This is a genomic window from Paenibacillus sp. GM2FR (genome assembly GCF_002803325.1).
GTDB classification, from domain to species: Bacteria; Bacillota; Bacilli; order Paenibacillales; family Paenibacillaceae; genus Paenibacillus_AQ; species Paenibacillus_AQ lautus.
This window is the reverse complement of record NZ_MKZM01000011.1, coordinates 404,865-418,233: the sequence shown is the minus strand read 5'-3', so window position 1 is coordinate 418,233 and position 13,369 is coordinate 404,865. Positions and strand designations below refer to the sequence as shown.

The 13,369-nt window shown below is 47.2% G+C and carries 9 protein-coding genes and 1 other annotated feature (1 of these 10 running past the window's edge); of the genes, 3 read left to right on the top strand and 6 right to left on the bottom strand.

Annotation, left to right across the window (positions count from 1 at the left end; genetic code table 11):
• Positions 1-123: 123 nt before the first annotated feature.
• The 5 genes from PAEVO_RS30185 to PAEVO_RS34545 all read right to left on the bottom strand — a co-directional run bounded on the left by PAEVO_RS30185 (position 124) and on the right by PAEVO_RS34545 (position 7,622).
• Complete coding sequence (locus PAEVO_RS30185; RefSeq protein ID WP_100541161.1) at positions 124-1,833, bottom strand: DUF4855 domain-containing protein; 1,710 nt, start codon at positions 1,831-1,833, stop codon at positions 124-126.
• Positions 1,834-1,860: 27 nt separating this feature from the next.
• A complete protein-coding gene (locus PAEVO_RS30180; RefSeq protein ID WP_243390992.1) occupies positions 1,861-4,104 on the bottom strand; it encodes a helix-turn-helix transcriptional regulator in 2,244 nt (747 codons plus the stop codon).
• A 100-nt stretch (positions 4,105-4,204) separates the two neighbouring features.
• Entirely contained in the window at positions 4,205-5,851 is a 1,647-nt protein-coding gene (locus tag PAEVO_RS30175; RefSeq protein ID WP_100541159.1) for an extracellular solute-binding protein, read from the bottom strand.
• Positions 5,852-6,015: 164 nt separating this feature from the next.
• Positions 6,016-6,924 (bottom strand): carbohydrate ABC transporter permease, encoded by a 909-nt coding sequence (locus PAEVO_RS30170; RefSeq protein ID WP_100541158.1) that lies wholly within the window; start codon positions 6,922-6,924, stop codon positions 6,016-6,018.
• A gap of 11 nt (positions 6,925-6,935) precedes the next feature.
• Complete coding sequence (locus tag PAEVO_RS34545; protein WP_279300491.1) at positions 6,936-7,622, bottom strand: ABC transporter permease subunit; 687 nt, start codon at positions 7,620-7,622, stop codon at positions 6,936-6,938.
• A 577-nt stretch (positions 7,623-8,199) separates the two neighbouring features.
• Here PAEVO_RS34545 and PAEVO_RS30160 point away from each other — a divergent pair.
• Genes PAEVO_RS30160 through PAEVO_RS30150 form a run of 3 tightly spaced genes read left to right on the top strand, consistent with a single transcriptional unit; the run spans position 8,200 to position 11,927 of the window.
• Entirely contained in the window at positions 8,200-9,612 is a 1,413-nt protein-coding gene (locus PAEVO_RS30160) for an MFS transporter (protein WP_243390990.1), read from the top strand.
• Entirely contained in the window at positions 9,609-10,433 is an 825-nt protein-coding gene (locus PAEVO_RS30155; RefSeq protein ID WP_100541156.1) for a MerR family DNA-binding transcriptional regulator, read from the top strand. Before PAEVO_RS30160 ends, PAEVO_RS30155 begins: the two co-directional genes overlap by 4 nt.
• Positions 10,434-10,445: 12 nt before the next feature.
• Entirely contained in the window at positions 10,446-11,927 is a 1,482-nt protein-coding gene (locus PAEVO_RS30150; protein ID WP_100541155.1) for a cellulase family glycosylhydrolase, read from the top strand.
• 209 nt (positions 11,928-12,136) lie between these two features.
• On the opposite strand, the gene trpS is transcribed toward PAEVO_RS30150, so the two are convergent.
• Positions 12,137-13,120 (bottom strand): tryptophan--tRNA ligase, encoded by a 984-nt coding sequence (gene trpS / locus PAEVO_RS30145; protein ID WP_100541154.1) that lies wholly within the window; start codon positions 13,118-13,120, stop codon positions 12,137-12,139.
• Positions 13,121-13,171: 51 nt separating this feature from the next.
• Positions 13,172-13,369, bottom strand: a binding site (T-box leader); it runs 78 nt beyond the window's last position.

The window sequence follows — 13,369 nt, the reverse complement described above, 5'->3', positions numbered from 1 at the left end:
ATGGCCGACTATAAGCGATCAGGGGCTTGATGTGTTCTTGAAGTATTAAATTAAATAAAGCAAGGCCGTCCCAATCGGGATGGCCTGTGTATAACTCAAAATGGTATGAATGGCCCGGGCTATTTATGGCCTGTACTTGCCCTTTATGAGCCTATACATGTCATCATAGGTGGCGCGAACTGCCGGTTCATCAGATCGTGCCGCTTGGAGCAATGTGTCATTCCCTTGATAGTAGGCTCTAAAAGTATCCTTTGCATAACCGAGTTGGATAGCACCGTTAAGATAGTCATAATATTTCTGCCGGAAGTTGGCATCTGTCAGGATACGCTCATCGAACTCCATCTCCATCCCCATCCCGAGTGATTTAGCCCAATCAGCCGCATCCCGTACACGATCCAGCGGACTATCCGCTTGGAAGAAATAGTTTGGCTGATAGGCCACGGCATCAAAACCTAATTCTTTCCAGGTGAAGAATTGATAGCCACGCAGATGTGGAATCCAGTAGAATAACAAGTCGTTGTCATGAACGATGTTAGACGCGTGTTTTATCAACTTTGCATCATTCGTACCGTCCGGCGCTACTTCTTCGTTTAGCCAATATAATCCGGCAAGGTTAAGATTATTGTAACCCTTCGCGTCCCAGCGCTGGATCAACTGATCGATATACCAGTCGACCGCTTTCTTCTTGCTTGCGAGCGAAGCATCGGCACCTACTTGAGCGGCGTTAAAGTTCTCCGTAATACCGTCACCATCTACGTCTCCAAAATTAGTCTGTGGTTCAGCCGGGTAGGGAACCATAAGAACCACCGGGTATTTGTCGGTGGATTTACCGCCGGGCTTGCCGAGCTCCTTCATTACTTCTCCCACTGCAACGTTCAAGGCATCCAGATCTCCGTCGGTGGCGAATGTCTTATCCAGATACCATTTCCAATCGTCCCAATTGGACCCGTTAAAGGACATGGCGAATGAACGGCCAGCAGGCGAACCGAGACCCAAATAGAGAATGCCATCGAATAACCAATCACTCGGCGTTCCGTTCTGATCTACATGCGCGAGATAAGGAATCAATTTCTCCGTTGTCCAGTCCCCTAATCCCTTATTGTAATGTCCATTATACAAAAGAGCCAAATTGGAGATACCGCCGGTCTGGGCGCCAGGCTGCAGATATAGTTCCTTCTCATTGGGAACCGTTGCCCCTTTGATATGTCCATCCTGGCCCATGACCTGAATTTCGTCAAGAAGCACCCAATCCTTGGTCGTAAACCGGACTTTAACATAACGGGAGAAGACCGCTGACGACGACTTATCTCCTCCCCCCGGAACGCCGTCTTTCACAGCGTCCCATTCGAAGGTGTATTGGGGAGGGTTAACACCGATCCAGAATGCCACAGGTGGTCCGGCATGCTTCAGCGCCGTCCAGTCTTTCCCGTTTTTCGAGGTATAGATCGACACCGCGTTCGGATATTGGATCTTTGCGGATGGGATCTGCAAGAAGTTCGCGCGAATGGACGAGACCGATTGATCGCTGCCAAGGTCAATCGTGATGACTCGGCTGGAACCCTTGTAGAATCCGGTCCATGCCTCGTCGGCAGGGTCGTCGCTTGCCAGTACGCCGTCGGTCAATTCGCCGCCCGTATCGGGGTACGGATCATTCGCCGGCTCCGAGACAGTATAAGGCTTGCCTAGCGCTACATTCATTTCGTAACCTCCATCTCCATTATTGCCGGTCGATGTTAACTGCGGATGCGATGAATCAGCTTGAGCGACGGGCGGCAGAATGCCCGTCAACAGCAATGCAGATAGAAGATAGCTTCCGATTCGCCTAAATTTCATTATGATTCCTCCTCAGATTGGATATGATCACATCGCCGAATCCATATATTCATCCGGCTTGATGCCTTCATAACGGGCAAATGCGCGTTTGAAGGAATATACATTTTCATAGCCTACACGGCGGGCGATGTCATCGATGCCGCATTTTCTTTCTCTCAACAACTCCTTAGCCATTTCCATACGAAGCCGGCATAAATAATCATAAAAATTGATTCCGGAAACTTCTTTAAAGATTTTGGATACCTTGGATACCGACATTTGGAATATTTCAGCGAGCTGCTTTAATGAAATGTCGGCGCTGGTGTAATTTTCGTTGACATACTGCAGTAATTGGCTGCCTGCTTCCATTGTCAATGATGTGTTGGAATACCGGTTCCGCTCGCAAATCAATGTTCCCAATTCATATACATAGCTCCACATCTCCCCGATATCTTCTCCTTTAACTCTATTAGCAAACTGTTTGGAGTAAATGCCTATATCGAGGTTAAGCTCATATAATACTCTCAGCATCGTTTCCATTAACAATGAAACCAGATTGTTCATACTTGCTTTGGACAAATTGCGTTTTCCGTTTTCAGTACTGATTTCGTGCAGGATTTGCATCGATGTATCCAAGTTCCCGATCTTCAGATTATTAATTAACTGCACCTCCCAATCTGTCGGATAATAATAGTCGACAATGGATTGGACAGCTTCCTCCTGTGATACGGGAAGACGATCTCGCGAAAACAAAATATACTGCAGGTTTTCATTGGCCGCATAATACGATTTACTGATACCGACAAGCCCTTTCTCAACGGTTCCTGACAATACATAAGGATGAAATCCGCAGGTCTGTTCGAGCTCCGCCGTAATGCTGACGGCCACTTTCTCCATTATGCCTTCCTGCCCGAAGTTGCTCTCGGAGGATAAAATCAGCGCTTTATCCGCATTGGTCACTTCAAATAGTTCATAATCGAACCCGTACCGGTTCATAACTTTTTCGACAATCACAATCGTCATCATTTCGATTTTGCGTAAGCTATCGTAATTAGAGATATCGCGAATGGCGTGGAAGCTGATCAGCAATGTGCAATAATACATTTCATCGTTATAACCGATGCCGAATTTTTCTAATCCATTGATCTGCTGATCATCTGTAAAATAACCTTTGAGCAGGCGATGGAACAAGTTGGATTTAGCGGCCTTTTCATAATCCTGCATCGATCGCTGAAGCTTTTCATTTTCATGGAGCAGCCGGTCAAACGACTTTTCGATGTAATTGTATTCGGAATAGAAGGTCGTGCTGTCTTTGACGTCATCATAACGGATCGATGCAGAAAGCTTACTCAACAAAGCCCCCAGCGGACGATAACTGATTTTGGCCAACAAAAAGGCCATTAAGGTACCAATAGCGACAGAAATTAAAATGGCCAGCAGCGAACTGAAGAGATTATTAATACCGATCACACTAGTATTAATATAGGATATTTTATATTCCAGATCGCTTTCTTTCGAAGGCACTACAAACTCATAACTTTGACGGTCCTCACCTCCCTCCACGGCTACACCCCGGGTCTGGCTGTAAATCGGTTCTCCATGGGTTGTAATTAGAATTTCTTTGAATTCAATCCCTCCGAAACGGTGCATATAATCCGTGAAGTAAGCGCTATCAATAAAAAGAACAAGCACTCCCCGCGGATGATTTACAACCTCCAAGCTTTGAAAGATCGGGATCACACGTTTGTTGTTTCCCCACAACTTCACCGCTGTCGGCGGCATAATCTTGAAATATTGTTGCTCAAGAGTCGTATTTTGGATCATTCGCCGTATGTCGTTATCAAATACTGCGATGCTAGAGAAAAAGTCATCTTCCGCAAAGGCCCCCCATGAAGAAAAAATCTGCTTTTTCTCCGGAAACATAATCATCCCGAAAGACAGAATGTTCAAAGAGCTGACTGAATTTTCGAAATTCTTGCGGATTTCTAGCATTCTTATCAAATCAAACTCATTATCATACACATTCGTATTTTGCATCATCTTCTTAACCCATGATTCACTGCTCAACAGATTGCCCATATTTTTAAGCTCGTTTACTTTGTTATCGACGACCGCTGCAATCCGGTTGGCATCCGAGGTGTGCTTGTCATGTAACTGCTGCCGTTCCTCCTTGATGTTCCGCTGTACATTCAAGGTGCTGAACACGATGATTGGAATCAGCAAGATTGCGGTGTAAGACAAAAAGGTCTTTCTAAGCGTGCCACTTCCAAAGTTTCCATGTCTCAAAGGCACCCCTCCTCAGGTTGAATTCCACTCCATCATGAAGCAGAAGGGGAAAATGGCGAACTCCCCTTGCTGTCGGAGAGAACGTCCATTTTCCCAAATGCATGCGTTACTGGATGCTGTTATATCTGTCAAGCAGTTGCTGATCAATTGCAATTAAATCATCAAGTCCTAGCTTTTTCATTTCGGAGATATATTCATCCCAATTGTCGAGCGATTTTTGACCTAGAATAAGCTTGGTTGCAAGCTCTTCCGAATAAGTCCTGAGGTTCGTTAAGATTTTTGTTTTCGCTTCAAGCTGCTTTTCATCCGGAATTGCCAGATAGTTACCGTTCATATTGACGAAATATGGTTTGTATTTCAGTATATTCATCTCATGGTCGGCTTTTTCTTTAGACACATCGGACAACTCGAATTCCAGGTTAGCAAATTGAACGCGAGGGAACACCGTATCCCCAAATAACAGACGTCCGGCAGTTTGGCCTGTTTCGGCCTTTTCTGCATCCGATGTACTGTTGATAAATACTTTCGCCCCATTGCTATCCTTTTTATAAGTTTGCCCTTCGATTCCCCAATAAAGAAGATCAGCATATTTGTCCGAATAAATCATATCGAAAAATCTGATGGCTGCTTCCACGTCTTTGCAGTCTTTCGTAATTGCATATTTCTGCCATACCAGGAATGGCGGTTCGACCTGTACGGCTGGAGTAATATTGTCAACTGCACTGAGTGGCATCAATGGGAGAAACTCTCCTCCGCCATTGATGGTCGGCTCTAAAAATGTTTCCAAATTGTAGTCGGTTACAGAACCGACTTTGTTTTCCGTCATTTTCTGTTGTCTTTGCTCTATGGTCGCACCAACTAGGCTCGTATCGAGGATCCCCTCTTTTACAAGCTGCTGCATATATTGAAAGTAATCCTTGATCCCTTCCTGGTACCATGGGGAAACGACTTTTTTATTTTCTACATCCACCGCTGTGATGTCTGTACCAAGTCCGAACCATTGAGCTATAGCGTCCTCAAATTTACCTGTATCGTAAACCAGAACTTCGTCTTTATTACCGTTGCCGTTCGCATCCTGATCTCTGAACGCTTTTAACGTTTCTAAATATTCCTGAGCATTTGTCGGTACCGGAAGACTCAGCTTATCAAGCCAATCTTTGCGGATCAACACGGTCCGGGCTACCGGAGCCGGATCTTTGTCCTGATATGTTTTTTTATGCAGATTACTGAACCAGTACATCTTACCGTCAGGGGATGTTGTCGTTTTCTTAGCATAAGGGAATTCTTCATCATACATTTTTTTAATGTTGCCGTTGCTATACTTCTCAATCAGTGGCTTCAGATCAAGCAGAACCCCCTGCTTTGCCAAATTCAGCACGGTCGTGTTATCCAAAGCCGAAATGTTGACTATACCAGGTAGAGATGAACCTGACGCCATTCTCGTCTGGATGACCACATTGTATTGCTCATTTGGAACCAGTTCATATTCCAGATCCAAATTGGCATCCTGGATCATCTTCTCCATTTCTTTCCATACAGGGTATTTATCTCTGTCTTCGAATTTGATGTATTTGTTGCTACCGGTTGGACCCAGCAATTTAAGTTTGCTTGCTGTTGTCCCGGAAGCAGAGCCACCAGCTTCCTCCTTATTACCGTTTCCATTACTGGAGCCTGAGCTTCCGCATGCAGTGAAGGTCCCGATGACAAGAACTGCCACCATGATGGACATCAATGATCTTTTCCAACGTTTCATATTCTAAGCTTCCCCCTTAAAATGTAATAACGCTACCAGATACTTTTGATACAGTTTCCTTCGTTAGACAAGTGCGTGTTCAGAAAGGGTGGTTTTCAGCACTTTTGAATAATCTCATTAAGTAATCGCTTTCACAAAAATGTAAGCTAGCTTTATCCTCAGATCTATTCCTTCAAAGAACCGAGAAGCGCTCCTTTGATGAAATACTTTTGGAAGAATGGATACGTAAAAATGACCGGTAACGTTGTAAAGACGATGATTGTATATTTTAGTTGAATGTTGGACAGCATGTTCGCTACCGCATTTTTGGTATCCTCCATCGAGAGCATCTTCAGATCCACGGACTGCTGCACGATGACTCGGTATAAATACATTTGCAGCGGATGAAGCTTCTCATTCGGCAAATATACGAGCGCATCGAACCAGCTGTTCCAAATGCCGACAATCGAATAAATAGCGATAACCGCAAGAATAGGTTTGGAAATCGGTATGATGATCCTAAACAGCAGCTGCAGATGGGAAGCGCCATCGATAAAAGCGGATTCCTTTAGTCCATCCGGAATGGTGGTGAAAAACGTTCTTACCAAAATGATATTCCATATGCTGACCATCCCAGGTATAATGATCGCCAACATCGTATTGTACAACCCTAGTTTATTCACCAGCAGGAAGGAAGGAATCAAGCCACCTCCGAAATACATAGGGATCAGTAGAAACGCGACCACCCATTTTCTCCCCTTTAGATTTCGCACCGTTAACGGGTAGGCCCCCAACACAGCCATCAAGCAGTTCAATATGGTACCGACTCCAACGTAAATCAACGTATTGGAATATGCCCACCACATTTTCAGATCTTTCACAATCACTTCATAAGAGCTGAGGTTGAAGCCTTTAGGGAACCAAAAGACATTCATTGCCGCTACTTCTGAAGGCGAACTGATGGACATGATAATGACAAAATAAAACGGATATAGTGTGATTATACAGAGAATTAATGCAATCACTAGAAGGATGATGTCGACCACGACAGAGCCTTCCTTGATCTTGTTCGGTTTTCTACGGACCAAGGCCATGATACTCCCCCTTACCACAAGCCGAAATCTGCAAATTTTCGACTTAGCGAGTTTGCGATATACAGCAGCGTGAAGTTAAGAATCGATATGAATAGCCCGACTGCTGTTCCCATGCTGAAATTGCCGCCAAGCAGGCCATCGCGGTACAAATAGGTGCCAATAACATCCGCTGTTTCATACACAATTGGATTGTAAATCAACAGAATAAACTCGGTATTTGCCGAAAACAGACCGCCAACCGCGAAAATAAGCAGAATAAAGATGGTCGGACGAATGGATGGCAGCGAAATATGCAGCATTTGTTTAAAGCGGTTGGCCCCGTCCATTTTGGCTGCTTCATATAAATGAGGATCAACGGAAGACATGGCCGCCAGATACAAAATACTGCTCCAGCCGAATGACTTCCATATGCTCGAGATGGTATAAATGGCCGGGAAATAAGCCGGTTCCGTGTTTAACGCAATTGCTGTGCCACCAAACATTTTGATAATAACGTTAACGATGCCATCAACATTGATAAAGGACAACACCATACCCGCTACAACGACGTTCGAAATAAAATGCGGTAAGTAACTAGCTGTTTGCACAAACTTTTTAAAGAAGCCATTTCTCAGTTCGTTTACCAATAATGAGAATAAAATAGGCACCCAAAAGCCAAACACCAGAATAAAGAAACTAAGTAAAAACGTGTTCCGCATCAACCTTCCAAAATAAGGCCCATTGAAAAAATTGATGAAATGCTTAAATCCAACCCAGTTCGTTTCCGTAAATGAGAAGAACGGTTTTCCTGGGAAATAATCCTGAAACGCAATAACAAGGCCATACATGGGTATATAGCTGAAAATAAAAATTTGAAGCAGAACGGGAAGCATTATCAGGTAAAGCTGAACATTATCACGGATGTGAAATGATCGGCGTTTTCTGGGTGGATCGATTGTTTTCATGATCTTCCCCTTCCATTTGGCGATTTCGGTTATTTCGGGCCCGCTTCCGCATCTCCAATGATAGTCGCGTCCCGATTTGGATAGCAAGAAACATAATTTTCTCGGGTTCGCAATATTTTCGCAGGCCCCAAGCATCGCTATTCAAGTGAATTCCAGAAGTCTCTGGTGATCCAAATAGACCAGAAATATGACACAATCAAATCCGCTCTTTCGGGGAAAAAACGATTAGAAAAAAATGAACAAAGCTATTTCATCTGGAGTTACTCCATGGTTTACAATGAGTTCAGGATCCAGGATCTGGTTGAATCGTTGAACGATCGGGGGATGGTAAATGTTAGGTAAAGCGCGAAGTGCCTTGCGGCAAGCCTTTCGCTTCACTGCTGCCGGACTGACTCTAGGGGAGAAATGGCGTCTGGCTCTTCCTGGTCCGATCCTGTCAGTCGGAGGAGTGCTCATCCACAATGTGTTCTTGAAGTATTACACGGATATCATCGGTCTTAGTCCGAAGTATGTCGCATGGGTGTACATTATCTATAACATCTGGAACGCGATTAACGACCCGGTGCTGGGCGTATGGATTGACCGAATGAGGCATCGCGCGCACCGTGGGAAATACGTCTATATCATGAGAGTGACGGTGCCGTTCATGATCGTTGCCTCCTTCCTCATGATGCTGTCGAATCCGGCTTGGGATCAGTGGTTGATCTTTCTGCTGTATACCGGGTTGCTATTTATTTACGACACGGCTGCAACCGCTTACAGCATAGCCTATCAATCGTTTGTGCTGATCGCAGCGCCAACCAAGGAGGAGCGCATCGATGTTGGTGTGATCCAGAACTACGTATCCCAGGCGATGTCATTTCTGATCACCTTGATTCCGACGCTGCTGCTCGTTGGGGACGGAAAGCAGGAGGTTATCATCCCGATCTTCTCTGCCGTAATTGTGGCAGAAGCGATATTCTTTACCTGGGCCCTGAGGGGACTGAGAGAAGATGCCCAAATGTACGAATCACTGGATAAGCAGCATATCGATACAAAAGAGGTTTACAAAGAAGCCTGGCAGATCATCAAATCCAGGCCTTTCCTCACCTTTATTACATTTACCATCGTCACCGGCCCCGTGTTTTTCTACTTTACGCCGTTTCTCTACTACATGGACAGCGTAGTGCAATCAACGGGTATCGAAGCTACCGTCATCGATGTGAGTACGCATGTGATCGCGCTCCTGTTCTTGCCGGTCATGGGATCCATCGTCAAGGAAAATGGAACGAAGAAGAGTGTATACCTGGGGACCATCTTCGTGGTGCTCGGATACGGCGGGATTTTTCTTGCTGACGGCATATGGAGCGCGGCGGCATCCTACGTCCTAATCGTTTTTGCTGTGAACTATCTTCGAACGGCAATATCTCCTGTAGGGGCGCTGCTCATCGACGAAAATGAACGCACGACCGGCGTGCGGAAAACCGGGCTGTTCAACGGATTGTTCTCGTTATTCACGGTTGCCTTCTCCAGCCTGCAAACGGTTATCTTCATTAATGTCATCGGGGCATACGGATATGACGGTCTTGCGGCGGAACAGTCCGAGTCCGCCATGCTAGGCATTCGGGTAGCAACCGGGTTGATTCCGCTGGCCGCTTTTCTCCTCGGATTAATTCCGCTGGCATTGTACCCTTTTGATAAGAAAAAAGAGGATGACATCTCCGCGTTCAGCAATAATGCCAGAAGAGGGGGGGTGAAGATGTGAAGCAATCGGCGTTAAATTTGAATTTTACGATTGGCGAAGTGTCCAAAATTTTGGATATCCCGATCGATACCTTGCGTTATTACGATAAGATCGGACTCCTTCATTCCCGCAATCGGGACGCGAACAAGTACCGCTATTATGATCTTGAACAGTTCGATTCACTCATCACGATTCGAATGCTGCGGGCCATGGATGTGTCGATCGAGCGAATCCAAGCGCTGCTTCGGGACAACAGCCTAAACGCTATGCGCAGACTGCTCTCCGACAAGCGGCAAGACATCGATCGCCAACGGACTTATTTGAAGCATTTGTATCACAAGCTGGACGTGTTGGATGTTCAGCTGCAACGGTTCGATAACACGGAGGTCATTGAGCTTGTACTAAGCCACCCGTGCTGGGTGCTTCTTACCGATTCTATCATGGAGAGCGCCGATCAAGGACTCGGGGGAAAAGTACAGGAACAGGTTCGCAGAATCAATGCCAGGGAATGGCTTGCATTCTGCCATACCATATCGATCGTGTCGCAAGATAACCTTAACGCAGGCCGTTATCACAATTACCTGTACAATGGCATTCTGTCCACCTTCCCGATGGAGGATGACTCTTCCGTCTTTCAGAGACTAGAGCCTCGCTACTGTGCCAGAAAATGCGTGATTATCGGCAGGGACGACTATGCCAAGATGGATGATCACTACGATCAGATGAAAGCTTTCATTCGCAATCGCGGACTACAGATCGCAGGCCATTCTCTTGAAGTCAATCTTTATAACCAGTACGACAATCATTACATTGAAATTTACATTCCGGTAGAAGAACGGTAGGGGGAAGCAGACATGAAAAAATTAGTGGTCGACGGACAACGATTCTTAAATGAAGACGGCGCTCAAGTGATCCTGAACGGCATCAATCTCGTATGCAAGGACAAGGCAAAAGGATATGTTGAGCCCTGTGATGCAGCTCTGTTCGCCTGGTTTCGCGAACAAGGCTTTAACGTTATCCGTCTAGGTTTAATATGGGATGGCGTCGAGCCGGAGCCTGGGGTCTACGACGATGCGTATCTGAGCAGAATCAAGCAGCAGGTTGTATGGGCTGAGCAGAATGATCTCTATGTTTTTCTGGATATGCATCAGGATTTGTACAGCGTGCACTACGGCGACGGGGCACCAGCGTGGGCGACCCTCTCCGATGATCTTCCTCATGTTACCGGACATATTTGGAGTGACGCCTACCTGGAAAGTCCGGCTGTGAACCGCGCTCTGGATCACTTCTGGCGGAATACGTCCGCTTCCGACGGGATCGGCCTGCAGGATCACTATGCAGCGATGTGGAAGCATGCCGCACAGTTTATGGCTGATTGTCCGAATATTATCGGTTATGACATGATGAACGAGCCGTACCCCGGAACAAGCGGACAGGAGGTGCTCGGCACCATCATTGCCGCATATGCGGGGCATGTGATGCGAATAGCCGACCCGAACATGGAGCAGCTTGCCGGACTCTGGTTTGACGAGGAAAAGAGGCTGGAGGTTCTTGCCGGGATGGCGGAGATGGATACGTACCGCATACTCGTCGACAGCGCCAGAGAAGTATCGCAAATCTTCGAAAGGGAGGTTCTCGCGCCCTTTTTCAGCAAGACGGCGGCAGCCATTCGCTCCGTTTCCCCGGACGGATTTTTGATGCTGGAAACGAGCTATTTTTCGAACATGGGGATCGAGTCCGGCTTGCAGCTTGTGCAGGATCCAGCCGGTCAAACCTTACACCATCAGGTGTTCGCACCGCACGGCTATGATCTGGTGGTCGATACGGAGCATTATGACATTTACAATCAGGATCGCGTCCAGCTGATTTTTGCTACCCATCGCAAGGTGCAGGAACGGTTGAACGTCCCGGTCCTGGTCGGGGAATGGGGAGCATTCTCCAATCATCCGGCAACCTTTCAGCTTTCCAGGCAGATCATTGCGATATTCGAGCGGTATCTTTGGAGCAATACATACTGGTGCTGGTGTGACGGCTTCAAGGAAGCCCCATATGCCAAGGCGTTGAATCGCGCGTATCCGCAAGCGACAGCCGGCGTGCTCTCAGCATACCGTTATGATCATGAAAACGGCAGCTTAAGTATAGATTTCGTTTCGTCCGTTGGAGAGACATTGATTTACCACCCCCATTTGGAGTCGATATCCAGAAGCGACGTGGCGGTTGCCGGTACGGACGCCTATCAAATCGAGCTGCGCCCTTTCCCGGATTCGAAGAGCGGCCTCTTGGCGATCACCATTCCTGATCAAGGGAATAAGATTACGGTTACGATAGGGAGATGATGTCAAGGGGGCGACAGCGACATGGCAGGCATCTCAATAAATAAGTCGGGAATCAGAAGAACCATGGGGTATAGCGAGGCAGGACAGACTAAAGCGGTGTAGACGCTTGTGTGCAACATAACAAGGCCAGCCGACAAAAATAGGCAGGGCGTCCCTTGTTCTGATTCCCGATAAGGAACAGTAATCAAGGGGACGCCCTCTCGGTTCTTTCAGAACATGACCAATCCCATCGCTTTCTTGGCGGCGAGCAGTGTCGGGACTGCGGTTTCGGAAGCCCGCTTCGCTCCGTCCATCAAAATGCGATCAAGCTCGGAGGAATTCACGATTTGATGGAACCTCTCCTGGATCGGTTGAAGTTTCTCGATGACCACTTCGGCTAATTCCTTCTTGAACGCACCGTATCCTTGGCCTTCATACCGTTTCTCGATGACGGAGATGGCTTCCTCGGAGAATACGGAATAAATCTCGATCAGATTGCTGACCGCCGGCTTCTGCTCCCAGTCATGCCGGACCTGGCCATCGGAGTCGGTAACGGCCCTGGAGAACTTCTTGCGGATATCCTCCGGCGTATCCATCATGTGGACGCAGCTGTTCTTATTCGGGTTGCTTTTGCTCATCTTCTTGGACGGATCGTCAAGCCCCATGACGCGGGAGCCAATATCCTGGATGATCGGCTCAGGCACCGTAAACGTGCGGCCATACCGGTTATTGAAGCGCTCGGCCAGATCGCGTGTCAATTCAAGATGCTGCTTCTGGTCGTCACCGACAGGCACATGCGTTGCCTGGTAGAGCAGCACATCGGCAGCCATCAGGACCGGATACGTAAACAACGCGGAGCTCACGGCATCTTTTCCGTCCGATTTCTCCTTGAATTGGGTCATGCGCTTTAATTCACCAAAATGCGCCTGCGTCTCCAGCAACCACCCGAGCTCTACATGTGCGGGGACCTGCGATTGCAGAAAGATCGTCGCTTTATCGGGGTCAATGCCCGACGCAATGTACAGCGCGGCAATGTCCCGCGTGCGCTGGTGCAGCTCCATGGGATCCTGATAGACCGTGATCGCATGCAGATCCGGCACGAAGAAATAGGATTCATACTCATGCTGCAGCTTCACATATTGACGGAGGGCACCTCCATATCCGCCAATATTCAAATCCCCGCTCGGCTTGATGCCTGACAATAATCGTTGCATAAAAAACACCTCCCTGATAGTTTGCGAACAACACAAAAACACCTCATCCCTCTATGGGACGAAGTGTAACTTCGCGGTACCACCCGAATTCGACTGTACGGTCGCTCTTTAGCATGACGTGGAAATGGTGAAATGCACCATGATTCCTGCCATATCTCCCAAAGTAACGGTGGAGAGCCGTCAAGGCCTACTGCTCCGGCACAGCTCGGAGGTTCGGGTTGAAGCGAGAAGATCCATTCACTTATTCCG

Coding starts and splice junctions, on each gene's coding strand:
- PAEVO_RS30185 (WP_100541161.1), bottom strand. CDS start 1,833: ATGAAATTTAGGCGAATCGGAAGCTATCTTCTATCTGCATTGCTGTTG.
- PAEVO_RS30175 (WP_100541159.1), bottom strand. CDS start 5,851: ATGAAACGTTGGAAAAGATCATTGATGTCCATCATGGTGGCAGTTCTT.
- PAEVO_RS30170 (WP_100541158.1), bottom strand. CDS start 6,924: ATGGCCTTGGTCCGTAGAAAACCGAACAAGATCAAGGAAGGCTCTGTC.
- PAEVO_RS34545 (WP_279300491.1), bottom strand. CDS start 7,622: ATGCGGAACACGTTTTTACTTAGTTTCTTTATTCTGGTGTTTGGCTTT.
- PAEVO_RS30160 (WP_243390990.1), top strand. CDS start 8,200: ATGTTAGGTAAAGCGCGAAGTGCCTTGCGGCAAGCCTTTCGCTTCACT.
- PAEVO_RS30150 (WP_100541155.1), top strand. CDS start 10,446: ATGAAAAAATTAGTGGTCGACGGACAACGATTCTTAAATGAAGACGGC.
- trpS (WP_100541154.1), bottom strand. CDS start 13,120: ATGCAACGATTATTGTCAGGCATCAAGCCGAGCGGGGATTTGAATATT.